This window comes from Brackiella oedipodis DSM 13743 (assembly GCF_000621025.1).
GTDB lineage: Bacteria > Pseudomonadota > Gammaproteobacteria > Burkholderiales > Burkholderiaceae_B > Oligella > Oligella oedipodis.
In genome coordinates this window covers 436,113-458,213 of sequence record NZ_KK211205.1, presented here as the reverse complement: position 1 = coordinate 458,213, position 22,101 = coordinate 436,113, and the positions used below count along the sequence as shown (strand labels likewise).

Here is a 22,101-nt window from a genome sequence, read left to right as displayed (position 1 = left end):
AATTTTGGATAAGCACATTTATAACGACTGAACTATTATGCGTTTACAACTCGATTTATCGCCTTTATATCCCCTCATTAAGCCCTTGTTATTTGCGATGGACGCCGAGGCTGCCCATCACTTTACACTCAAGAGCCTGGCTAAATGGCAGCAATTGAGCCCTAGCAAACCTGAGTTTGCTGGACAAGCGCAGACGGTGATGGGACTGCAGTTTCCTAACCGCGTCGGTTTAGCCGCTGGACTCGACAAGAATGGCGCCTATATCGATGCCCTTGGTGCACTGGGCTTTGGTTTTTTAGAAGTCGGTACCGTCACACCCAAACCCCAAGCTGGCAACCCCAAACCTCGACTCTTTCGCGTTCCCCAAGTGCATGGCATTATTAATCGAATGGGCTTTAATAACGACGGCCTAGAAACATTTTTGGATAATGTCAAAAAAAGCCAATGGCGTAGTCATGGGGGCATTTTAGGATTAAATATTGGCAAAAATGCGACGACACCTATAGAACGCGCCCATGAGGACTATTTAATAGGTCTTCGTGGTGTTTATCCCTATGCTGATTATGTCAGTGTCAATATTTCCTCACCAAATACCAAGAATCTGCGTGATTTACAACAAGGCGAGTCATTGGGCGTCTTACTTTCTGCCTTGCAAGCTGAGCGCGAGCAATTACAGCAACAACATGGCTTTAAGGTTCCCTTACTCCTAAAAATCGCGCCTGACCTCGATAGCGAGCAGGTCACACAGATTGCCGAGTTGGTGCTCAAACATCATATCGACGGCATTATTGCGTGCAATACCACCTTATCGCGGCGCACCATTGCGGATCTCAAGATAGCCCAAGAAGCCGGTGGTTTATCGGGGCCTGCGGTACACGAAATGTCGCTGCAAGTCATTCGGCAGCTGCGTCAGGTACTTGGCCAAGACGTCGCGATTATTGGCGTGGGCGGCATAGAAAACCGCAGCCAAGCCGTTGCCAAAATTGCCGCGGGTGCAGATTTAGTACAAATTTATACGGGGTTAATCTATCAAGGCCCAGCCTTAATTAGCGATTGCGCTGCAGCCTTAGCACATAGCAAATAACTGCATCTAGGCACTCAAATCCAGTAATTCAGACCAAGCGCGTGGCCCCTCTACCACATGGTTTGAGGGCTCGGTTTGAGCGTTTTGGATGAGTCGTTGCAAATGACTGATATGCGGCAACATGGTGCCAAAAAACAGGTTCTGACCGTTTTTTTGGATGAGTAACGTAGGAAAATTATCTACGTCGAAATCATCCAATAACTCCGGTTCGTCCTCTATATCGCACCACACAAAAAGCACCTCCGGCATTTGTTGGTGCAGCTGCTCAAAATCTATACGGTACTGCTCACAGCTACGACACCAAGCAGCACAATAACAGACGACTAGCAATTGCTCAGGATTAGATAAATAAGCTTGGAGTTCTTTTTTGTAGTTATTGGATTCGGAATAAAATACCATAATAAAACTAAAGGTTGCGATGTCATTAAGCCTAAGCTTAGTTAATTAAATTGTAGCCTAATCCCCTTGTCACAATACCTATTTAAGGAACGCGCACATGTCAAAAGACCGTGATATTGGTTTATTTATTATTGGTGATGAAATCCTTTCGGGACGGCGCCAGGATAAGCATTTTTCCAAGGTCGTCGAAATGCTCAAGCAACGTGGTCTACAGCTTTCTTGGGCCATGATCCTACCCGACGATCTAGAGGTGCTGGTCAGAGCATTTAATAAGACCCTAGAGGCTGGGGATATTGTTTTTAGCTGTGGTGGCATTGGCGCGACCCCAGACGATAAAACGCGTGAAGCTATTGCCAAAGCCTTAGGTGTGCCTTTGGAATTACATCCTGAGGCCGAAAAACTGATTTCTGAGCGTTTTATAACACTCGCCAAAGAGGGCCGCGGCTCCTGGGACCCGGGCAGCCCCGAAAATCAACGCCGCTTGGCTATGGGCGTGTTTCCTGAAGGCGCCGAAATTGTGCCCAATCCTTATAACCAAATACCCGGCTTTTTTATTCAAGACCATACCTTTGTACCCGGTTTCCCTGAGATGGCCTGGCCCATGTTAGAGTGGACCTTGGATCATCGCTATGCGGATATGCAACGTCAAGCCCTCACCCACCTCTCTGTCATTGCCTATTATTTGCCAGAGTCACGCATTACTCCAGCCCTAGAGTACATCGAACTGCATTGGCCAGGCGTGCACACCTTTAGTCTGCCCACCGTGCCTAGAGACGACCAACCCGGCTTTATTGACTTAGGTGTCAAAGGCCCCGAAACCCTCGTGCATGAGGCTTTTGATTACCTCAAAGGCCAAGTTTTACGTGAAGGCGGCCGCTTCAAAGCATAGTCTCGGCACCAGGGTTATACACAAGCAAAATTTATTTAGCTGCGTCCTAAATTGATTGTTTGCAACGCTTAAAACTGCTACATTAAAACTTGTAATTCTATGTTTTTATTAGGATTTTTCGATTGCAAGCGGCACAGATGGGCGCAGCTGCAGTCATGATCGTGGTTTTCTCTATTTGTTCCCACCCTACTCTACGGAGGTTCCATTATGGCAGTCATTCCAGATCAACTCGCTAAGCAACATCAAGATAATGTCAACACGTATCTTACCGCCCAAAAGTCATTATTTGATGGCTTTGAAAAACTTGTTAATCTTAACCTTCAAACCATGAAAGCCGCCTTGCAAGAGCAAGAGAATCTTTTCAAAAAAGTCGGTGAATTCAAAGAGCCCAAAGAAGCCATTGCTTTAGCTGCTAGCAGCAGTCAACCCAACGCCGAAAAAGCGGTGAATTATTCGCGTTCTGTCTACGATATTTTTGCCAATGTTAGTAATGAATTAGCTCAACTTGCCGAAAAACAAAGCCAACAAACTCGCCAACAGCTCAATGAGTTCGTCGATCAACTCGCTAAAAATGCACCAACAGGCTCTGAAGGTGCGGTCGCCATTCTTAAATCCTCTATTGCCACCGCTAACAATGCCTTTGATTCAATTAATCAAAGCGCTAAACAAGCGACTGAAGCCGCTTCTAGTCATTGGCAAAATGCTACAAATGCCTCACTAAAAGCCACTGAACAAGTTAGCCAAGCCGCTACTGCTGCCGCCACCAGTGCCACGAATGCTGCTAACGCCAGCGCTAACAAAGCCTAATCGGCGTAACCAGTCACACTAAAAACGGGTGCTTAAGCACCCGTTTTTTTAGTCGTGTGATGAGGGCTTACCCCCTAATAAAACGGCCAGCTCTGGCATGTGCTTTCTTTCCTCTTCTTGTTTTTTGTGCTGTTCGAGGATTTGTTTCATACTTGGTTGAGCCGGCCCCTTGCCCGCTGTTTGCTCAGGTTCATAAGGTTTATAAAAGAATTCATCAATCGGTGCTAATCTCGCCTTTGAAAAAACGCGTGCCACACGATGATGACTCTGCTCCTCAGCGCGACTTAAAAATACCTCCGGCAAATTTAAGGTCTGCACCTTAATGCTTTGCTTGGTCAATGTCTCTATTTGCGCCAATAATTGCTCATCATCTTGCGAACTACAAAAAGACACAGCCTCACCTCTAGCGCCGGCGCGACCGGTTCGACCAATACGATGCACATAATCTTCGGCATTAAAAGGTAAGTCGTAATTAATCACAGCCGATAAGCCCGCCACATCCAAGCCACGCGCGGCCACATCGGTCGCGACCAACACTTGCAACTGGGCTTGTTTGAATTGTTCAAGCGTCCGTAAACGTTCTTGCTGAGTTTTGTCACCGTGAATTGGTGCGGCTTTAATGCTTTCTCGGTCTAAAAAACGACTCAAACGATTGGCTTCCAATTTAGTATTGGTAAAGACAATAGTTTGTTGGCTATAGCGAGTTTTGAGTAAAAATAATAAAGCAGCTCTTTTGTGCGCAGCGGGTAGATGTACGACGCTTTGGCTAACATTTTTGGACGTTTTGTTCTGCGCCTGGATCGTGATCTCAGTGGGGTGTTGCAATAAGGAGCGCCCCAATTTGCGAATATCAGGACTGAAAGTCGCTGAAAACAGCAGATTCTGACGCTGTTGCGGTAACTGATGCAAAATGCGTTCAATATCGGGCATAAAGCCCATATCAAGCATACGATCAGCCTCATCGAGAACCAATATACCGACCTGGCTTAAATTAACCGTTTTTTGTTCAATATGATCGAGCAAACGCCCAGGTGTCGCAATCAAGAATTCACAGCCTTGGCGTAGCAAGTCTTTTTGGGGCTTGATATCCACACCCCCAAACACCACCGCCGATTTAATGGGTGTATGTTGTGCATAGCGTTTGACATTTTCAGCCACTTGATCCGCTAATTCGCGAGTAGGCGTCAAGACCAAAGCTCGTACTGGATGCTTAGCCGGCGAAGTACTATAACTCGCGAGCGGCATAATGCGGTGCAGAACAGGCAGCGTAAACGCCGCTGTTTTGCCCGTACCCGTTTGGGCCGCGCCCATCACATCTTGGCCTTGCAAAATCACTGGCAAGGCTTGGGCTTGGATTGGCGTAGGCTTGGTGTAGCCACTTTCGGCAACCGCTTTTAGAATATCTGGGTGTAGTCCAAAATCAGTAAAACTTTGTGGCTCAGATGATGTTTGCAATGAAATAACCAACTCCTAACGATAAATAATAAGTGTGAGGTGCAAAACAGATGAATGAGCTGACTCGCAAATAAATATTGAGTAGTGGGTAGTGCATACTCAATCATCTTCAATCACTATCTACGCAATCTGTCGTAATCTGTAATAGTGTAATAGTCAACAGTATGGATCAACTGTGTCATTAAATGACTTCAATTAAATAAGCTAAGTATAACCCATGATTTTACTATGCTGAGTCAGGCTTTGTGACGATTTATAAGAGGCTGGGGTGCTATTAGTCCTTGTTTTTACTCATTTTCTTGGCCGCCAGGCCGCTCAATATTGACCTATTGCTGAGCAAATGACCCCAGCCAAGCCGATAGCCACAAGACTAAGCTAAAATAATATTTATCACCTTAATAACCGTGCTTACTATTTAGCAGGAGTAATTATGTCTAATTCAGATACCAAAAATAACCAAGAACACCAACGCTTTGAGGTCAGCGCTAGCGATTTGCCAGTTTACTGTCCAGGGCCTCAATCCCCTCGCTGGAGTATGCATCCGCGTGTTTTTTTGGATGTAGCCACATCAGGCCAAGCGCAATGTCCTTACTGTGGCGCCGTGTACGCCCTCAAAGCTGGTGAGGTCGTACACAGTCACTAATTGGCCTGGCCCTGCATCAGGTCACTGACTGGCTAGCCGATAATTTGGTACAAGCCCGCATAGGCTTAATGGCTTTTTTGAGACGCTTGCCAAGTGACACGACGATGGGGTGGTGCCGCAAGCGCCAAACGTCCTCTCGCCGACAGACGCACAGCCGTCATAACAGCCACCACAATGCCAAAGGTTTCTACCACCGCTGCAGGGACCCACATAATCAAGCCCCCCAGGTTTTGGTCCTGCACAGCAGAAATATCCAAGGCACGACCACACAAATCAAATAAGGGATAGATATCCTGAGAGGAAAACGCTAAAAAAGCACCGGCGATGATTTGCGGCACCATTGTAAAAATTGGAGACAGCGCGCGTTCACGAAGTGACATCGCCGCCGGATAACCTGCTTTATTTAGTGACTCCAAGCAGCGTCCCAGCAGACTGCTGCTTTTGAGGTCGGGGGCGATGCTAGGGCGCCGATCCAAAATCAATTGCCAATACAAAAAGCCACTAATAACGACCGACCAATTCATGAGTCGGTATAAGTGCGAATTTAGCATCGAATAAAATTGGATAGTCGGAAACAACCAAATAATCACCAAGAACACAAACATGAATGGAATCAGTAGTTTGTGAGTGAGCAAGGCCGACACACAGCGACCTTTGTCGCTTCGTCTAAATCGATAAAGTCTAGCGCGCCAAGTCAAAGGCAAACCGGCGCGTAGCACCTGCCAAGGATAGGCGGCCATGACGAGTAGCGGGGCTAAATGATGTAAAAAAACATGCTGGATCCTGTGCGCAAAAAACAAACGCTCTGCGAAGTAATCCACATGTGTATGCAGGCACAAATAGAGTAGTACATAACCCGCCCAAAAAAGCAGTTGGCGCGAGCGGCTCACAGAAATAACACCGCAGCCCCTAATGAATAACAGCGCCGCCACGGCAAAACAAAACAACAGCGTTGGCGAAAATTCCCACGGCTGTAGCCATTGACTGAGATTTAAATCCATAAAAACAAGGTCTTGACTCTCTAAAACTGATGACTATTTTACAATGATCATAAAGTGGCTATTTGATGTGAATTAAGCCGCCGTATTTTAGTAAAATAGCGCTTTTGCTTTGCACTTTCTATCCATTTATACGCCATGCAAATAGGTTCTTGGACCCTGTCAGACCCTGTTTTTGTTGCGCCCATGGCGGGTGTAACCGATCGCCCTTTTCGACGCTTATGCAAAGAATTAGGCGCCGCTTATGCTGTCTCGGAAATGGCCGCCAGTAATCCGCAACTCTGGCAAAGTGTCAAGACCGCAAGGCGTTTAAATCACGATGGCGAGAGTGAACCCGTGGCTGTACAAATTACAGGGGCAGATCCATATATGCTCGCTGAGGCCGCCGTCTTTAATATTGGTAAAGGCGCCCAGATTATCGATATTAATATGGGGTGTCCGGCCAAAAAAGTCTGTAAAACCGCCTCAGGCTCTGCGCTTTTGCGGGACGAAAAACTCGTCGCCCAGATTCTACACACCGTGGTGACGGCCTGTGAACCCTATGGTATCCCGGTCACCCTCAAAACCCGTACGGGTTGGGACCGACACTCTAAAAACGCCCTAACCATTGCTCAAATGGCGTATGACTTAGGTATTGCTGCTCTAACCTTACATGGTCGTACTCGCTGTGATTTTTATACGGGTCAGGCCGAGTACGAAACCATCGCCGAGGTCAAATCTAGGGTTAAAATACCTCTGATTGCGAATGGTGATATTGATTCACCCCAAAAGGCTCGCTTCGTTTTAGACTATACTAAAGCTGACGCGGTGATGATTGGTCGAGCAGCCCAGGGCAACCCGTGGATTTTTCAGCAAATTAATCACTATTTACGTACCCACGAGGAATTACCTCGCCCCAATCTAGCACAAATGCAAGCGGTCTTACTCAAGCACCTTGATGAACACTATGAATTTTATGGTGATTACACAGGTGTACGCACTGCACGCAAACATTTAGCTTGGTATTTACAAGATTTACCCAATACCGCTGATTTACGCCATCGCTTAAATCAAGCCACTTGTCCGCAACAGCAAAAGCAATTATTGCAAGACTGGTTTGCACAGCAATTAGACGCAGCCGCTGTGTAGACCTTGATACTCCCTAAGCACAAAGAATTTTAATTATGAACAACTCCCAAAACTTAGAACAAAGCGTGCGTAAAAGTCTAGAGGAATATTTTCGCCAATTAGGTGACGAAACGCCCGAAAATATCTGGCAAATGGTCGCGCATTGTGTCGAAAAAGCGACCCTTGAGACGGTCATGCAAAAAGCTGACGGCAATCAAACCAAAGCGGCCGCCATGCTCGGCATGACGCGCACTACCCTTCGCAAAAAACTATTGAATCATCAATTATCGAAATAAATCATGACTACACAAACCGCATTAATTTCTGTTTCTGACAAAACTGGCATCACGGAATTTGCTCAAGCCTTAGCGCAACGCGGCATCCGTTTACTCTCCACGGGCGGCACCGCTAAACTGCTCCAAGAAGCGGGACTGGAGGTCACCGAAGTCGCTGAGCATACAGGTTTTGCAGAGATTCTCGATGGTCGCGTCAAAACCCTACACCCAACAATTCATGCCGGTTTGTTAGCGCGTCGCAACGATCAAACGCATATGCAGACATTGACAAATTTGGGCATCGATACCATTGATTTTTTGGTGGTTAATCTTTATCCCTTCGTGCAAACCATTAGCAAAGATAATTGCAGCTTTGAGGACGCCATCGAAAATATTGATATCGGCGGTCCGGCTATGCTGAGAGCTGCTGCCAAAAACCATGGCGATCGACAAGGGGGCGTCACTGTGCTGACCGATCCTAGCGATTATCCAGCGGTTTTGGCGGAATTGGATCAACACGGTCATACCTCTCTAGGCTTACGCTTACGGCTAGCTAGCAAAGTTTACGCGCACACCGCGGCTTATGACGGCGCCATTGCCAACTATTTGACCTCATTACAAGAGGCCGAGCCCCAAGCCTCTGCGACTCCGCAACGCTCAGCCTGGTCCCGAACCTTGAACTTGCAATTGCAACTTAAACAAAGCCTACGCTACGGTGAAAATCCACACCAAGCGGCAGCCTTTTATGTGGATTCACAGGTGGGTGCGGGCCTGTTGAGTAGCTTTGAACAATTACAAGGCAAGGAATTATCCTTTAATAATATCGCCGATGCCGATGCAGCTTGGGAAGCGGTCAGAAGCTTTACAGCACCCGCTTGTGTGATTGTGAAGCACGCCAATCCTTGTGGCGTGGCGGTCGCCTCCAATAGCCATCAGGCCTATCTCAAGGCCTTTAAAACCGATCCGACGTCCGCCTTTGGTGGCATCATTGCCTTTAATCACGAGGTTGACGCCGCTACCGCACAAGCCATCAGCCAGCAATTTCTTGAAGTCTTATTAGCGCCTAGCTACAGTGCTGAAGCACTAGAGATCCTCAGTGCCAAAAAGAACACCCGTCTTCTAAAAATTGCTTTGGGTACAGCCCACAATCCTTATGATGTGAAACGTGTTGGCGGTGGTTGGCTATTACAAGATCCGGATCGCAATCACTTGCGTCAAGAACAGCTACAGGTCGTGAGCAAAAAACAGCCGACACCAGCGCAGCTCAATGATTTGATGTTCGCATGGCAAGTGGCGCAATTTGTAAAATCCAATGCCATCGTATTTTGTACCGATGGCATGACCATGGGGGTGGGTGCCGGCCAAATGAGTCGCCTCGATTCGGCTAAAATCGCCGCCATTAAGGCGCAAAGCAATGGCCTTAGTCTGCAAAACACCGCCGTCGCTTCGGATGCCTTCTTCCCCTTCCGTGATGGTCTCGATGTTGTCGTCGAAGCCGGTGCCACGGCGATTATCCAGCCCGGCGGCAGTATTCGTGACGATGAAGTGATTGCTGCGGCCGATGAACACGAGGTTGTCATGGTCTTTACAGGTCAACGACATTTCCGTCACTAAGTAAGGATTAGTATGAAAATCTTGGCGATTGACCCTGGTCTACGACGTACGGGTTACGGCATTATTGCCGTCGAACAAAACCGTTTGCAATACGTCACTAGCGGCACCATCGTGGTGCCTACAGAGCGCTCATTAGCGTGGCGCCTCCAGGAAATCGCCCAGAACATCAATGCCATTGCGCACCAATATCAGCCAGATGTGGCTGCCATCGAAAAAGTTTTTGTCAATAATAATCCGCAATCGACGCTACTACTCGGCCATGCGCGTGGTACGGCCATGTGCACCTTGGCCCTATTGGGTTTAGCGGTCAGCGAGTATACGGCATTACAAATAAAAAAATCGGTCGTCGGTAAAGGGCACGCCACTAAAGAACAAGTGCAAAGCATGGTGCAATACCTGCTTAAACTGCAACAAGCGCCTAGCTCAGACTCCGGTGATGCCCTGGCCTGTGCGATTTGTCACGCCCATGCGGCTCCTCTCAATCAACGGCTTCAGGGCATTGGTAATTTTGGCCATCGGGCCAGCATGCGTGGTGGTCGCGTCATTAATTAAATTTTAAACAGTATTATGATTGGTCGAATTAGCGGCATTCTACTAGAAAAAACACCGCCTCTTATTTGTGTTGACGTCAATGGTGTAGGCTACGATATCGACGTGCCGATGAACACCTTTTACAATTTGCCAGACATCGGCGCTAAAGTCTCACTCTACACACATTTAGCGATTCGCGACGATGCACATCAATTATTTGGCTTTGCCAATGCTAATGACCGCGCTACCTTTAGAGCCCTCATTAAAGTCTCTGGAATTGGCACCCGCATGGCCTTAGCCATTCTTTCGGGCAGCAGCACAGAAGACTTAAGTATGGCGGTAGAACGCCAGGATAGTCTTTACCTCACTAAGATTCCCGGCATTGGTAAAAAAACGGCCGAGAGATTATTATTAGAGTTACGCGGTAAGCTTAGCCCTGCTGTCGCCACTAGTGCCGCTGTACAAAGCCATCAAGACATTCTGAATGCCTTACTGACCCTGGGTTATGCCGACAAGGACGCACGTCGCGTCCTCAAAGAACTCGCCCCAGATGTCGAGGTGGCCCAAGGTATCAAGCAAGCCCTTAAATTATTGTCTTCTTAGCGCTGACGTTTCTAGCCGCATTGCTATTGTCTAAAGAGTATTACCTACCATGCCTATTTACTCGGAAAACCTCAACCATCAGCCTGAAGCCCGATTAATTTCTGCACGCTCAAATCAGGCGGAGGACTCCATAGAACGTGCCTTACGACCAAAGACACTGCAAGAATACACAGGCCAAGCCAAGGTTCGTTCGCAATTAGAGATTTTTATTACGGCCGCCAAAAAACGTCAAGAAGCCTTAGATCATGTCTTGTTGTTTGGTCCACCCGGTTTGGGCAAAACAACGCTGGCACATATTATTGCTAACGAAATGGGCACGCAAATGCACCAAACCTCGGGTCCCGTGCTCGAAAAACCCGGGGATTTAGCGGCGCTACTCACTAATTTAGAGGCCAACGATGTCTTATTCATCGATGAGATTCATCGTCTATCGCCGGTTGTCGAAGAAATTCTCTATCCCGCCCTCGAAGACTATCAAATTGATATTTTGATCGGCGAAGGCCCTGGAGCCCGCAGTGTCAAGATTGACCTACAACCCTTTACTTTAGTGGGCGCCACCACAAGGGCAGGTATGCTGACTAATCCCTTAAGGGATCGTTTTGGTATTACCTCACGCTTGGAGTTTTATAGTGCAGAAGACTTAAGATCGATTATCAGTCGTAGTGCGCAGCTGTTAAATGCTCAGATTGAGCCGGAAGGCGCCATAGAAATTGCTAAGCGCTCACGCGGCACACCTCGTATCGCCAACCGTTTGCTGCGTCGCGTGCGTGATTTTGCGGATGTCAAAAACCAAGGTTTGATTACTCAAGTCATAGCTCAACAAGCCTTAAGTATGCTGGATGTGGACCCTTGTGGTTTAGATCAAATGGACCGTCAATTGCTCGAAGTCATTATCCACAAATTTAATGGTGGTCCCGTGGGCGTCGATAATCTCGCCGCTGCCATCGGTGAAGAACGTGACACGATTGAGGATGTGATCGAACCCTATTTGATCCAAAACGGCTACCTACAACGCACGCCCAGAGGCCGTTTAGCGACGGCTATCGCCTGGCAGCATCTCGGTCTACAGGTCCCTCATACCTCAAGCAGCGGCCAGTTATTTTAGGTATTGTGTATGCACACTTTGCAGACACAACAGAATCGCGGCACCATATAAGCGCAGTTTGTGCTCGCCAATGCCATCCACTTCTCGTAACTCTTCTAAATTCTCAGGCGGGTATTTAGCAATATCGATGAGGGTTTCATCTTTGAGAATCCTATAAGCGGGCACCTTGTGCGCTAGGGCTAGTTGATGGCGCCACTGCCTAAGGGCATCAAAGCGTCTTAAGGTAAGCGCTGATAAATCCTGATGGACACGTTGTTTGCTAGGTAAACGGTTTTTTGAGGGTTGACGGATGGCCCTGAGACGAATGCGTTGCTGTGACTTTAGTACAGGAATGCTTTTTTTAGTGAGTGCCAAGGTCTGAAAGCCATCCACATCGTTTTTAAGATAGCCTTGCACCAATAATTGTTGAATCACTGAACGCCACGTATCTGTACTTAGGTCTTTACCCACACCAAACACTGAGAGACTATTGAAATTGCGCTCACGCACCTTGTTGGTCTCTTTGCCCTGCAAAATATCAATAATTTGCGTGCTGCCATACTGCTTGTGAAAGCTCTGATTGAGCCGATAAATAGTGGACATGACTTTTTGGGCAGCAATCGTACCATCCCAAAGAGTGGGTGGATTTAAACAAATATCACAATCGCCACAAGGCTGCGCTGTCTGGCCAAAATAATTCAGCAATAACTGGCGTCGACAGGAACTACTTTCACAGTAAGCTAGCATGCTATTGAGCGCTTGTAAGGCCCGTTCTTTATAGACATCGTCACCGTCAGACTGATAAATCATACGGCGCTGTTGTTGCACATCATTCAGACCATATACCATCCAGGCGGTGGCCGCTAAACCATCGCGCCCCGCCCGCCCCGTTTCTTGATAGTAAGCTTCTAGCGATTTAGGGATATCGACATGTGCCACAAAACGCACATTGGGCTTATTAATGCCCATACCAAAGGCAATTGTCGCGACCATGACCAAATTATCTTCTGACTGAAAGCGCCTTTGGTAATCAGCGCGTACCTCATGACTAAGTTGAGCATGGTAGGGTAAGGCATTAATACCGTTGTTACGTAAAAATTCGGCGTATTTTTCTGTTTTCTTGCGACTCAAACAGTAAACAATCCCTGAATCACCGTAATGCCGCAGCGAAATAAAGTTCAGTAATTGTTTTTGCTCATCGACTTTTTCTTCGACTTCATACTTGATATTAGGTCGATTAAAGTCAGAGATAAAAACCTTGGCCTGTTGCAATTGCAAGTTTTGGATGATTTCTTCGCGCGTCTCGTGGGTCGCCGTCGCGGTTAAGGCTAAGCGCGGAACCTGGGGCCAATACTGCGGTAGCACGGATAATTTTAGGTAATCTGGTCTAAAATCATGGCCCCATTTAGCTACACAATGCGCCTCATCAATGGCAAATAAAGCAATTTGCATACGTTTGAGCAGATTCATGCAAGCGGCACTCAAGAGACGTTCGGGCGCAATATATAAAAATTTCAGTTGCCCTTGCAGCGCTTGGTTCGTAATCCAACGGCGCTCTTCATCACTTTTGGAGGAGTCCAAACTGGCCGCTGTAACACCCAGTTCTTGTAAAGCATCGACTTGATCTTGCATAAGAGCGATTAAAGGTGAGATCACGACTGTCGTGCCCTGACGTACAAGACCTGGAATTTGATAACACAAGGATTTGCCTGCACCAGTTGGCATAAGTACCAAGGCATCCCTACCAGCGATGATTTCGTCGATGATCTCGGCTTGTTGACCGCGGAAGGACTTATAGCCAAATACCTGTTGTAGGGTTTCTAGGGCAAGATGGGTGGCAGGCTGTTTATAATTATTCATGGGTTTATGAATTTTAACGCATTGTCTTATAATAAATAGTACTTTAGTCAGGAGGTGTAACATAACCATGAAAATTGCGATCGCTGGGGCAGGTTTATCAGGTCGATTATTAGCCTTTATTTTAAGCCATCAGCATGAAGTATCGGTGTTTGATCCCGCCACCGATAGTCAACAACATTTAGCCGCCGGTTGGACGGCCGCCGGTATGCTCAGCCCTCTAGCTGAACTTGAGAGCAGTAACTTAGATGTCTATCGACTAGGGCAACGATCGATACAATTATGGTCGCAATTACAGGCGTTTTTGTTGCAACAAAACCAACAACAATTGGACGATAGCAACAATCTAGAACTCAAACTTAACGGCAGCCTGATGGTAGCTCATCGTGGCGACGAAGGTGCCGCGGATCGTTTGATCTCTTTGCTCAGTCACAAAGCCCCTAAAGACGATCTTCCGACACCGATTACCATCGAACAACTCAAACAGCTTGAAGCCGATATTCACGGTCCTGCGCATGCCTGGTTACTCCAAAAAGAGGGGCAAATCAATACCGTGCGTGCCATGAGCGTACTGCAACGACAAGCGTCTAATGTCCATTGGCATTGGGGGCAAACAGTCACGCAGCTCAAACCGCACCGAATTCGCTTGGATGATAATAGCGAGCATGAATTTGACTGGGTCTTTGATTGTCGCGGCGTGGGAGCCAGACGCTTTAAATCCGCTAATCCGCATAGCTTATCTTGCCAAAATGTCCGTGGTGTTCGTGGTGAAGTGCTGTGGTTGCAAACATCAGAAGTCAAATTGCAACGCCCAATTCGTTTACTACACCCTCGTTACCGAGTGTATATCGTGCACCGTGCCCCCGATCTCTTAGTGGTGGGGGCCAGTGAACTCGAAAGCGAAGACCGCTCACCCATTTCGGTCAGAACATGTGTCGAATTACTGACCGCGGCACATAGCGTTTTACCGGGCATTGCCGAAGCACGTATTATTCACACCGAAACCAATCTACGCCCTGCCCTGGTTGATAATCTACCCCGCATCGAAAACGAAACTGGACTCACGCGCATCAATGGCTTATTTAGGCACGGTTGGTTGATCTCTCCGGCGCTTATTGAGCAAGCACTCCAGGCAATCTGGCCTGACCAGGCCCTATTGCCACTCTAAAAGGAAGTATTCATGTTTATTAATGTCTATATCAATGGTCTGCAGCAACAAGTCACCGAAGGCTCGTCTCTCCAAGATTTACTCAGTGAGTTATCCAAAGAGCACGATACCGAAATGACAGCGACGGCGGTTAATGAGATTTTTATCCCTAAAACACAACGGGCTCAACACACGCTCAAGCCCGAAGATCGCATCGCCATCTTTTCACCCATTACTGGGGGCTAAGCATGACCGATACATTACAAATCGATGGTAAAACCCTTCAGAGTCGTTTCTTTTTGGGCACCGCTACTTATCCCTCTCCCAAGGTTTTACAAGAGGCCATCGACGCTGCCCAGGCAGATGTGGTGACCGTAGGCCTCAAACGGTTTCTCCCAGGCTCGGCCAATCCCCTAACCCAAAGCACGACTGACGGCGTGGACAATCAATTTTTTGCCATGCTCAAAGCCAGTGGTCGCCAGCTCCTACCCAATACCGCTGGTTGTAAAACCGCGACCGAAGCCATCACCCTAGCCAATATGGCGCGAGAAATTTTTGGTACCCATTGGATTAAGCTGGAGGTCATCGGTGATGATTACACTTTGCAACCCGATCCCTTCGCGCTCGTCGAAGCCGCTAGAGAATTGATCCAACAAGGCTTTTTTGTGTTTCCGTATTGCACTGATGATTTAGTCACGTGTAATCGGCTCTTGGACGTTGGCTGCCAAATCTTAATGCCTTGGGGCGCACCGATTGGCTCTGGTCAAGGCTTGATCAACACCTATGCGCTCAAAACCCTTCGGGCGCGTTTACCTGAGGTTCCTTTAGTGGTTGATGCCGGGATTGGCAGCCCTATGCATGCGGTCTTGGCCATGCAGATGGGCTTTGATGCGGTGCTTTTGAATTCGGCCGTGGCGCAGTCGCATGATCCAGTGCGCATGGCCGAAGCCTTTAAGTTGGCGATTCAAGCTGGCCGTCTAGCCTATCATTCGGGCGTTATGGCCCAACAAGAAATGGCCGTGCCGAGCACACAAGTGACGGGTCGCCCATTTATGCTCTAAGCACAAGTGTTGCCTGAGCAACAGCGCCTTAGCGAGCCCCTTGAGTACGCTGGCTAAGGCGCTTTTTTTAGTTCAGAAAGAACTGTAAAATGCCATAAAACACTAAGCCGATTAAAACGCTCAAACCAATGTTTTTGGACCATTTAGCGCAGGCAATGACCAGAGCGACCGTCAGCAAATAAGCGATGGCATTAGCATTATCAGGCGCATGACTAACATCATCAAAAATCACCACTAGCGTCGTGGACAATAAGATAGCCGGTCCCATCACCGCCAGACGGCCTTGTGCAAAATTTATTTGTTTGCCCGTCAAATGCAAAATAATAAAAGGTACGGCGCGCATTAACCAAGTAAATATCGCTAAAGCAAGAATCGCCCAGAAAAAACCATTCATCGCTCGTCTCCTTGTAGTGCGCTCGCCTCATCCTGGAGCGTCACAGCGGCCGGTTGCGGCGCGGGTCTATAGCACAATAGCGCGCTTAACGCCCCAGCAAAAATCGCATAACTCGATTGTTGGCTATAGAAAAAGACCACGAGGCAAACCACACTGCTAATGATTAAGGCTAAGGCCATAGACTTATTAATACACAAGACGGTTAAGGTCACGAATAAAGACGGTAATGCAAACACTAAGACGTTTTTGAGAAGGGGGAAATGCTGCAGTAATTGATCACCCAATACTACGCCTGTCACGGTCCCTATTTGCCAACTTAACCAAGCAGTCACACCAACACCCATATACCATGCAAAACGGCCTGCAGGCGGCACTTCTTTGAGTTTTAAGAAAGCCGTGGCAAAGACTTCATCTGTCAGAAAGAACGCCATGAGTAAGCGTTGTTTAGTGGATGGTGGTAACACATGACTCAATATAGGGCCGTAGAATAAATGTCTTGCATTCAATAGCGTCACTAGCAGCACCATTGAACTTAAGGCACCATACATTTTTAGGATCATAAATTGACCCGCCCCCGAATAGACTATCAATGAGATAAGACTTAATTCAGGCAAGCTAATCCCTAAGCCCGCACCACTAATGCCAAAGGTTAAAGCGACCGGCAAATACCCTAATACGATTGGAATGGCACTACGTATTCCTACTAAAAAATAATTGTTCCTCATTTCTCATCCCTACTTAGCATGGCAGACACCCAGACCTAGGCGGGTCATCATTGTAATCTTGTAGCTTATTATGGTGTGGTATCAATGCTGCAAATGCTGTCTTAGTGTCCTGATCCAGGATCCTTAATTTGCAATAATTTGTAAACAAAAATTTTACAAAATTTATCAGATTATGCGGTTAAAAATGCAATTTTTGAGAAATTGAACTGGCTTGAGCTCAACGTTTTTTATGTCAGCGCTCATCGCTAAAAGAATATTAGAAGTGAGTAATTTCTGGCAAAAGCACTGTCTGGCGCGACTTCTGACAATTTTGCACAGGTTTTGTGCGTATCTTTTATTGAATATTCTTTTTTAAACTAAAAATAATTTTAAAAAAATTTATAGATTATTATAAGTTATTGTTTTATAAGGGTTTATTAAAGACTTAACGAACTTATCCACAAGCTTTGTTACGCACAATTTCTGTGAATAACTTTGTGCATAGAACAGTAATCAAGCCCCTAAGCTATTGATATTCCCTAGATTTAATTACTACTGGATAAATTTTATACACTAAAAATTCGTCTAAATTCATGGTCTTGATTTTTTAAAAAAGTTGTAGATCACCAAAAAAATGCTCTGTTTTTTGGCGGCAATTTTGCGTCGATCAATTTGGCAACGGCTCAGTGATCCAAGCGTTGCTTATTTACATTCATGCATATTTTTTAAATTAATTTGAAAAAAGGTGTTGACAAGGTCTCAAAAAAGCTGCATAATTATATCTTTCTACGGGGGGCTGGTAGCTCAGTTGGTAGAGCAGCGGACTTTTAATCCGTTGGTCCCGAGTTCGAGTCTCGGCCAGCCCACCATTTTTTTCCCCTTGTCTATGACCTATCTGGTTGTAGCCGCCTCTAGTTCTTACACTTCTTCTTATATCTCTATCCTTTTTCTTCTCCCCTTAACTTTCCCTCATTCTTCTATTGTCTTATTCTTAATTCCACTTTTTATTTAAATATTTTGGATATTTCTCTGCAAAGTATTTAGTGGACTGCGCCTGTGCTGGTCACTAAGCCCCTTAGAGCGATCCCATCTCGTCATCCCTAGCTTTTTGGGACGTTTGAACTCTTTGTATCGTGTCTACCTCTTAACGACGTAAAGTAGATGGGGATTGGCTACCTTTGGCACGGCTATGTGATTAAATGGACTCACAAAATATCATGGCCGCTTAGACAAGCGCCACGAAGGCGATGCCATGACATACAATAAACCAGTGTTTTACATACCCTAAGGAAAAACTATGTCTGCATTGGCCTCTACTTGTCGTTTTGCCGCGACTCGATTCAAGTCAAGTTTCACGCCAGTACTGGCTGGTTCCCTGGTGGCTCTGTTGAGTGCCTGCACTTCACATACGCCAAACAAGGAAACAGTCGTCACCGATACTGAGCCCTTAGTTTGCCACTCAAACTATCAATGTACGCGTTACTGGTCGCGAGCTCAGCAGTGGATCTCCAAGCACTCGCCCTATAAAGTACAGTCGGTCAGCGATAATGAAATCAGGACCTTTACGCCTGCCTTTTACTCAACCGCCATCGCCGTTAAAATCACTAAAAAAGCCCAATCCGATGGTTCCTATCGGATTGATTTTTACCCAGATTGTGCAGGTTTTGGTAGTTGCCAGCCCACTAAAGAAGAAGCCACTGCTGACTTTAAGCGCTATGTGCGCTTAGCCGATGAGGCGATAACGATTCCCGAAAAAAGCTCATAATAAAAGCCGCCCTGAGGCGGCTATTTGGGATTAGAGGCGATCACACAAGCGTTTTGCGTTGGTATTACTCGGATCACTTAAATCTAGTTTTTGGGCCTGCTTGGCCGAACCTACACGGCTGTTAGTGATGCGTCCCTGCCCCATATGTTCACTATAAAAATCGATGCGATGAGTGACGGCCATTTGGGTTTGGCAATTGAGCGTAATATTAGCAATAGCTGATCCAGCTTTAGCATTAACCGTTTGTGCTGAACCTTTAAAATCCGTCAACAGATCAAAAGTGACACTGCTACCCTCTTTGTCATACTCAACATTCGCAATATAGCTATCGGTTTGACCGTCTGCATCGACGGATTTCCAATTAACTTCACTACCACATGCACTCAATATAGCCGTGAGTGCAATGAGTCCAACTATTTTTTTCATTTTTAGAGCCTCATTCAATAAAAATTCAGGAACGTTTTAACCATTGACGCAGGGCTTTACGTTTGCTTTTTTTGAACGCTTTGAAACGATGATAAAGCCCACCCATCAGTGGTTGCCGTGCCAGCCATAAACGCTTGATTAACCATGAGCCAGGGCGATCCCTATCACTAATACGATAAATATAGCGCGGATCCATATAAGCCTTATTAAAACCAAAGGCTTGCGTTGTATACAGAATTTCAAAACCATGCGCTTGAGCGATTTGCACATAGTCATCATCAAAGTAACCCTGTGGCCAGCATAATTGATTACTACAGGTCCCTAAATGCTGTAGCAAAGACTGACGTGACTGTGCCAATTCATACTGCATTTTTTGGTTCTTTTCGGTAGCAGGTAACTGTTTATCCCAACGTGTATGAGTATGGGTATGGCTATGAAACTCAAACGTGCCTGCGGCTTGCATGGCCTTAACTTCGGACCAACGCAGCATGACTTTATCAGCCTGATGATCTTGAATTAGCTGCTGACTTCTTTTGTGATCGTAAGCTTGAGGCAGCACGGCATTAGCCATCCCCGCATGGGGTCGTGCTTCTCCGGAACCGATCAAATCAGTAATCAAAAACAGCAAGGCATGCATGCCGTATTTTTGTAATATAGGATGCGCATACACCCAATTATTCAGATAACCATCATCAAAAGTCAGCAAGACCGACTTCTCTGGCACGGGTTGGCCTGCTAAAAAAGCAGCAAACTGCTGACCCGTTAAGGTGTGGTAACCCGCGTGCTGTAGCGCCTTTAGTTGGGACTCAAAATGCTGTGGAGAGGTATTAATCATGCCACCTGCAGGACTGACATGATGAAACATGACAACGGGGACGATCTGGCTCATGATATTCCTTACCGTTAGCTACAGGGCTAACGTTCTGGTGAGATCCTAACCTCGGCGCCGCGCCGTTTGACTTCTAAGCCCTCAGATGTCAGGATTTTGAGGCCTTCTAGGCCTTTGATATAGCTCGAACCTTGCATTTGCATGACTCGGATCTTATTACGCATCACTGCTGGATTATGTTTTGGTCGGCCAAACATCCATATTTCGTCTAGCATCCTTGCGGTATTGAACTCGCCTAAATGCTTAAGATCAGGACCAATACTAAGCATATGCCCTTCAAGACCAAACACGGGTAGGGTCTGGGTATCGCACTCATAAGTGATAACTTGGCCACCCTCATAGCGTTCACCCGTATTCAAATCCCACCACGCATAACCAGCAGGTAAATATAAAGTCTTTTGGTCTGAGTCGTCGAGAATGGGCGCGACGAGTAAGGCAGGACCAAACATATATTGCTCATCAAACTCGGCTGCTTGAGCATCTTCTGGGAAGGCCAGCGCCATAATGCGTTGTACAGGTAACCCGGTACGAACGCTATCTTCGATAATCCCCAAAATATAAGGCATCAGGCGATAACGCAAGGCCAACCACATTTGCGCACATGCCCTGCTTTGTTCATCAAGTTGCAAAGGCAAGAGCTCAGCTTTGGCCATAAACGTAAAATTACTGCTAAACACCGAAAAGGCCAGAAAACGTAAGTAGGTTTTTGACGCAAAGGCGCCACCTTGGAGATGGCCGAACTCATGCACGACACACGTAGTAGCACTGGCTTGGAGACTAAGCAATTGACGATAAAGTTGCTTAATTCCTTGCCAATCATTACTGGCGAGCGGACGCTGAATCCAGGGTGTGCGCTGCGTCATGGGTGCGACAAAATCGCGGTTTACCAAGGCCTCTGGCGGCGTCGATTTGGCGCTGAGGGCCTGATATAAAGATTGCTCCAAGAGCATTGGATATAAGGTTCTTAGTACCGCCCCACTCTCCCCTTGACGGTTCTCAACCTCGTCGGGAATATGCACATCCGCAAAACTTAGCTGGCAACTCTGACCTTGTTCAAATAACTGTTCATGGCGTTCGCGCCAAAATTGCAGAGCATCTTTGTAAGTGAGATCAAGTAAACCAAAGGGCTTGCCGCCGGAAGCGGCCGTACCTGGAAATTGATAAGCTAAACCGTCGGGTCCCAATAATAACCAAGCACGGTCTTCGAGTTCCTCGAATAATCGCGTATCGGCCAACACACCAGGAAAAGTCGGAATGACGCAGTGCCAATCTTGATTCTTGAGGTCATCAAAATAATGCCGTGGGTTATCTTCAAGGCGATTGCTATCAAACTCCAATTGGAGGCGATCCGCTTGGAAAGTGATGAGTGAAGGGTTGGCAAACTCTAATGTGTCTAAAGGGATTCCTTGCTGACGACATTGCTCAGCTAAATCAATAAATTCAAATTCTTCTTGTTGTGGCAGCTGTTTGAGACCTAATCCCATGGCCGCAAAGCTTGGCTGACCGCTGCGCCCCGTTAAAGCCGTGAACTGATTAAAAACCTCAGCAACGTCACCGACGAATACAAAAAGGTCTAGCTGTTGATCTTGCAGCTGAATTTGATAGCTATTAGTGTCCTCTTGAGTGCCCACACTATGGATGCTACGACCCGCGCTATTTACAAATACGCCCCACCCCTGTGGACTCCAGGCCAAGGGTAAATATTCAAATTGAGCCTCATCAGAGACGATTTGCTCTGTGCGGCGATTAAAATTCTGTGCCGTCGCCCCTAAGCCATAGACAGGCTCTTGGGGTTGCAGATTAAATAACAAAGCCCAGTGATCCTGATCAAAGGCAAAAGCACTGTCGTAATGTGTGGCTGTGCTGAGCACTAGACGATTTTTGAGGAGAAATCGTAACTCGAAGTTATCTTTGGAAATTTGTAGACAACACTCGCCTTGCTCGATCTGCCAGGCCTGCTCAAGCTCGGTGAGTTGTAACTCTCCAATGGCTTCGGGACGCGCCAAAAATAACTCTTGCAATAATTTCTGACGTGAGCTGGGTGTCTCAAAGTGTTTGCTAAGACCACAACGTAATCGAAACACCCCAGGGGCACTCGCTTCTACCTTAAAAATATAATCTGGATGGTTGGTGTGAAACTCAATGAAATTAGATTGATTTGAAAGGCTTCGGAGTTGCTCAAATAAAATCATAATGGCTTTGTTCTTGTCATCCGCGCAATGCGGCTTATATAAAACATATCTCTGAGCCGCTCAAGGACTTTCCAGCGGCTATAAGCTATTATTTTGACTGATTTTATATAAAATATAAAGCCCATCTAGGGCTTTATACAAATCTTTCGATATAGCGCAAATAAGGCCCTAAGAATC

23 protein-coding genes and 1 tRNA gene are annotated in these 22,101 nt (G+C 46.7%); 15 read left to right on the top strand and 9 right to left on the bottom strand.

Annotation, left to right across the window (positions count from 1 at the left end):
- Nucleotides 1-37 precede the first annotated feature (37 nt).
- Nucleotides 38-1,084: a quinone-dependent dihydroorotate dehydrogenase gene (locus Q335_RS0105455; RefSeq protein WP_038369422.1), complete on the top strand. Its 1,047-nt coding sequence runs from the start codon at nucleotides 38-40 to the stop codon at nucleotides 1,082-1,084.
- Nucleotides 1,085-1,090: 6 nt separating this feature from the next.
- On the opposite strand, the gene Q335_RS0105450 is transcribed toward Q335_RS0105455, so the two are convergent.
- Nucleotides 1,091-1,483, bottom strand: coding sequence for a thioredoxin family protein (locus Q335_RS0105450; RefSeq protein WP_028357768.1), 393 nt, complete (start codon nucleotides 1,481-1,483; stop codon nucleotides 1,091-1,093).
- A 97-nt stretch (nucleotides 1,484-1,580) separates the two neighbouring features.
- Between Q335_RS0105450 and Q335_RS0105445 the strand changes: the two genes are divergently transcribed.
- Together Q335_RS0105445 and phaP are read left to right on the top strand one after the other, a co-directional pair.
- Nucleotides 1,581-2,372 carry a competence/damage-inducible protein A gene (locus Q335_RS0105445; RefSeq protein ID WP_028357767.1) on the top strand — a complete coding sequence of 264 codons (792 nt, stop codon included), beginning with the start codon at nucleotides 1,581-1,583 and terminating at the stop codon, nucleotides 2,370-2,372.
- Between the two features lie 207 nt (nucleotides 2,373-2,579).
- A complete protein-coding gene (gene phaP / locus Q335_RS0105440; protein ID WP_028357766.1) occupies nucleotides 2,580-3,179 on the top strand; it encodes a TIGR01841 family phasin in 600 nt (199 codons plus the stop codon).
- Between the two features lie 48 nt (nucleotides 3,180-3,227).
- Here the strand turns inward: phaP and Q335_RS0105435 are convergent, their stop codons facing one another.
- Nucleotides 3,228-4,634 carry a DEAD/DEAH box helicase gene (locus Q335_RS0105435; protein ID WP_245588286.1) on the bottom strand — a complete coding sequence of 469 codons (1,407 nt, stop codon included), beginning with the start codon at nucleotides 4,632-4,634 and terminating at the stop codon, nucleotides 3,228-3,230.
- A gap of 430 nt (nucleotides 4,635-5,064) precedes the next feature.
- Here Q335_RS0105435 and Q335_RS0105430 point away from each other — a divergent pair, with 430 nt between their 5' ends.
- A complete protein-coding gene (locus Q335_RS0105430; RefSeq protein ID WP_028357764.1) occupies nucleotides 5,065-5,277 on the top strand; it encodes a zinc-finger domain-containing protein in 213 nt (70 codons plus the stop codon).
- Nucleotides 5,278-5,342: 65 nt separating this feature from the next.
- Here Q335_RS0105430 and Q335_RS09405 read toward each other — a convergent pair whose 3' ends face one another.
- A complete protein-coding gene (locus Q335_RS09405) occupies nucleotides 5,343-6,278 on the bottom strand; it encodes a cytochrome c oxidase assembly protein (protein WP_038369420.1) in 936 nt (311 codons plus the stop codon).
- A gap of 135 nt (nucleotides 6,279-6,413) precedes the next feature.
- Between Q335_RS09405 and dusB the strand changes: the two genes are divergently transcribed.
- The 6 genes from dusB to ruvB are packed head-to-tail and all read left to right on the top strand — an operon-like array spanning nucleotide 6,414 to nucleotide 11,510.
- The gene (dusB, locus tag Q335_RS0105420; protein WP_028357763.1) at nucleotides 6,414-7,403 is read left to right on the top strand and encodes a tRNA dihydrouridine synthase DusB; all 990 of its coding nucleotides are present in this window, start codon (nucleotides 6,414-6,416) and stop codon (nucleotides 7,401-7,403) included.
- 35 nt (nucleotides 7,404-7,438) lie between these two features.
- The gene (locus Q335_RS0105415; RefSeq protein ID WP_028357762.1) at nucleotides 7,439-7,678 is read left to right on the top strand and encodes a helix-turn-helix domain-containing protein; all 240 of its coding nucleotides are present in this window, start codon (nucleotides 7,439-7,441) and stop codon (nucleotides 7,676-7,678) included.
- A 3-nt stretch (nucleotides 7,679-7,681) separates the two neighbouring features.
- On the top strand, nucleotides 7,682-9,271 hold the full coding sequence (gene purH / locus Q335_RS0105410) for a bifunctional phosphoribosylaminoimidazolecarboxamide formyltransferase/IMP cyclohydrolase (RefSeq protein ID WP_028357761.1): 1,590 nt from the start codon (nucleotides 7,682-7,684) through the stop codon (nucleotides 9,269-9,271).
- Nucleotides 9,272-9,283: 12 nt separating this feature from the next.
- Nucleotides 9,284-9,823 carry a crossover junction endodeoxyribonuclease RuvC gene (gene ruvC / locus Q335_RS0105405; protein ID WP_028357760.1) on the top strand — a complete coding sequence of 180 codons (540 nt, stop codon included), beginning with the start codon at nucleotides 9,284-9,286 and terminating at the stop codon, nucleotides 9,821-9,823.
- A 15-nt stretch (nucleotides 9,824-9,838) separates the two neighbouring features.
- A complete protein-coding gene (gene ruvA, locus Q335_RS0105400; protein WP_028357759.1) occupies nucleotides 9,839-10,405 on the top strand; it encodes a Holliday junction branch migration protein RuvA in 567 nt (188 codons plus the stop codon).
- Between the two features lie 49 nt (nucleotides 10,406-10,454).
- Nucleotides 10,455-11,510: a Holliday junction branch migration DNA helicase RuvB gene (gene ruvB, locus Q335_RS0105395; RefSeq protein ID WP_028357758.1), complete on the top strand. Its 1,056-nt coding sequence runs from the start codon at nucleotides 10,455-10,457 to the stop codon at nucleotides 11,508-11,510.
- On the opposite strand, the gene recQ is transcribed toward ruvB, so the two are convergent.
- On the bottom strand, nucleotides 11,502-13,349 hold the full coding sequence (gene recQ, locus Q335_RS0105390) for a DNA helicase RecQ (RefSeq protein WP_028357757.1): 1,848 nt from the start codon (nucleotides 13,347-13,349) through the stop codon (nucleotides 11,502-11,504). The two genes, ruvB and recQ, sit on opposite strands and share 9 nt — an antisense overlap.
- Nucleotides 13,350-13,416: 67 nt before the next feature.
- Here recQ and Q335_RS0105385 point away from each other — a divergent pair, with 67 nt between their 5' ends.
- From Q335_RS0105385 to Q335_RS0105375, 3 genes are read left to right on the top strand one after another with little or no spacing between them, the layout of a single operon-like run.
- Entirely contained in the window at nucleotides 13,417-14,514 is a 1,098-nt protein-coding gene (locus Q335_RS0105385; RefSeq protein ID WP_028357756.1) for an FAD-dependent oxidoreductase, read from the top strand.
- A 12-nt stretch (nucleotides 14,515-14,526) separates the two neighbouring features.
- The gene (thiS, locus tag Q335_RS0105380; protein WP_028357755.1) at nucleotides 14,527-14,739 is read left to right on the top strand and encodes a sulfur carrier protein ThiS; all 213 of its coding nucleotides are present in this window, start codon (nucleotides 14,527-14,529) and stop codon (nucleotides 14,737-14,739) included.
- A gap of 2 nt (nucleotides 14,740-14,741) precedes the next feature.
- Nucleotides 14,742-15,554, top strand: coding sequence for a thiazole synthase (locus tag Q335_RS0105375; protein ID WP_028357754.1), 813 nt, complete (start codon nucleotides 14,742-14,744; stop codon nucleotides 15,552-15,554).
- A 67-nt stretch (nucleotides 15,555-15,621) separates the two neighbouring features.
- Here Q335_RS0105375 and Q335_RS0105370 read toward each other — a convergent pair whose 3' ends face one another.
- Together Q335_RS0105370 and Q335_RS09400 are read right to left on the bottom strand one after the other, a co-directional pair.
- Nucleotides 15,622-15,948 carry an AzlD domain-containing protein gene (locus Q335_RS0105370; RefSeq protein ID WP_028357753.1) on the bottom strand — a complete coding sequence of 109 codons (327 nt, stop codon included), beginning with the start codon at nucleotides 15,946-15,948 and terminating at the stop codon, nucleotides 15,622-15,624.
- The gene (locus Q335_RS09400) at nucleotides 15,945-16,673 is read right to left on the bottom strand and encodes an AzlC family ABC transporter permease (RefSeq protein WP_084493549.1); all 729 of its coding nucleotides are present in this window, start codon (nucleotides 16,671-16,673) and stop codon (nucleotides 15,945-15,947) included. Before Q335_RS09400 ends, Q335_RS0105370 begins: the two co-directional genes overlap by 4 nt.
- Nucleotides 16,674-17,445: 772 nt before the next feature.
- On the opposite strand from Q335_RS09400, the gene Q335_RS0105360 reads away from it, so the two are divergent.
- A tRNA-Lys gene (locus Q335_RS0105360) sits at nucleotides 17,446-17,521 on the top strand.
- Between the two features lie 428 nt (nucleotides 17,522-17,949).
- Nucleotides 17,950-18,417, top strand: a complete 468-nt coding sequence (locus Q335_RS10030) for a hypothetical protein (RefSeq protein ID WP_051532319.1) — start codon at nucleotides 17,950-17,952, stop codon at nucleotides 18,415-18,417.
- A 30-nt stretch (nucleotides 18,418-18,447) separates the two neighbouring features.
- Here the strand turns inward: Q335_RS10030 and Q335_RS0105350 are convergent, their stop codons facing one another.
- Genes Q335_RS0105350 through Q335_RS0105340 form a run of 3 tightly spaced genes read right to left on the bottom strand, consistent with a single transcriptional unit; the run spans nucleotide 18,448 to nucleotide 21,924 of the window.
- Nucleotides 18,448-18,843 carry a surface-adhesin E family protein gene (locus Q335_RS0105350; protein WP_028357752.1) on the bottom strand — a complete coding sequence of 132 codons (396 nt, stop codon included), beginning with the start codon at nucleotides 18,841-18,843 and terminating at the stop codon, nucleotides 18,448-18,450.
- 25 nt (nucleotides 18,844-18,868) lie between these two features.
- Nucleotides 18,869-19,732 (bottom strand): polysaccharide deacetylase family protein, encoded by an 864-nt coding sequence (locus tag Q335_RS0105345; protein WP_028357751.1) that lies wholly within the window; start codon nucleotides 19,730-19,732, stop codon nucleotides 18,869-18,871.
- 26 nt (nucleotides 19,733-19,758) lie between these two features.
- Nucleotides 19,759-21,924, bottom strand: a complete 2,166-nt coding sequence (locus tag Q335_RS0105340; protein ID WP_028357750.1) for a TIM-barrel domain-containing protein — start codon at nucleotides 21,922-21,924, stop codon at nucleotides 19,759-19,761.
- Between the last annotated feature and the right edge of the window lie 177 nt (nucleotides 21,925-22,101).